The organism is Campylobacter sp. RM19072 (assembly GCF_024723485.1).
GTDB lineage: Bacteria > Campylobacterota > Campylobacteria > Campylobacterales > Campylobacteraceae > Campylobacter > Campylobacter porcelli.
On sequence record NZ_JANQCU010000067.1, the window covers coordinates 1 to 368 of the forward strand.

1 protein-coding gene is annotated in these 368 nt (G+C 29.6%); it reads left to right on the forward strand.

The window, feature by feature from the left end; genetic code table 11:
- The coding region (locus CSUIS19072_RS08475) for a hypothetical protein (RefSeq protein WP_337212285.1) at positions 1 to 368 on the forward strand (368 nt) is incomplete at both ends.

Here is a 368-nt window from a genome sequence, read left to right on the forward strand (position 1 = left end):
ATCTTATCAAAACAATACCCAAGCTATGATAATCTATATAAATATGGATTTTTACATAGCAGAGTAAGGTCTTATAAAGATTCGAATTTTTTAGTAGATATATTTAGAATCAACAATCAATTTAATGAACCATTTAGAGAGTTTCAAGGTATAGATGTAGCTAGTGGAGACTCTACTCTTTTAGAGAACACCTTAAATATGGGTTATTATGATAAGGTTTTAGTCCATATGATTGACTCTAATATGTGGAAAGTACTTGAAAAATTTATAGATAAAATAAAAGTTATAGTATGGATCCATGGTGCTGAGATACAAGTATGGCAAAGAAGAGCCTATGAGTTTGAAAGGCTTAATCCTGATGAGATAGA